The 312-nt window shown below is 40.4% G+C and carries 1 protein-coding gene; it reads left to right on the top strand.

Annotated features, from left to right (window positions below; all coding sequences use genetic code 11):
* On the top strand, positions 1-264 hold a 264-nt coding region (locus ACFIK0_RS09595; protein ID WP_375663942.1), incomplete at its 5' end, for a hypothetical protein.
* Between the last annotated feature and the right edge of the window lie 48 nt (positions 265-312).

Genomic DNA, 312 nt, shown 5'->3' with positions numbered 1-312 from the left:
GAAGAGCGAGAATCACGTACAGAACAATCAACATGGCAAGACCGCTTCAAGAAATGGCTGAAACACTTGTGGGCTCAATTCCAACAGGGCTTTAAGTATTTCTGGCATCGTTATCAATTAACACGCTGGGTCATTGTTGTCTTTTTAAGTCTCTTTTTAGTTGCTTCAACTTATTTGACTTTTGTGGCTAAAACAGCTGACGTGAAGAACCTAGAAAATCGTTTGCAACGGCCGACGATGATTTATGATCGGAAGAATCAATGAGAGGGTAGTTTGTATTGAGAAAAGGGCACATATGTAAAACTAGACCAC

Source organism: Bartonella sp. CL63NXGY (assembly GCF_042194905.1).
Lineage (GTDB): Bacteria > Pseudomonadota > Alphaproteobacteria > Rhizobiales > Rhizobiaceae > Bartonella.
Note: the sequence above shows the minus strand (reverse complement) of the source record. Positions and strands in the feature narration are given on the sequence as shown.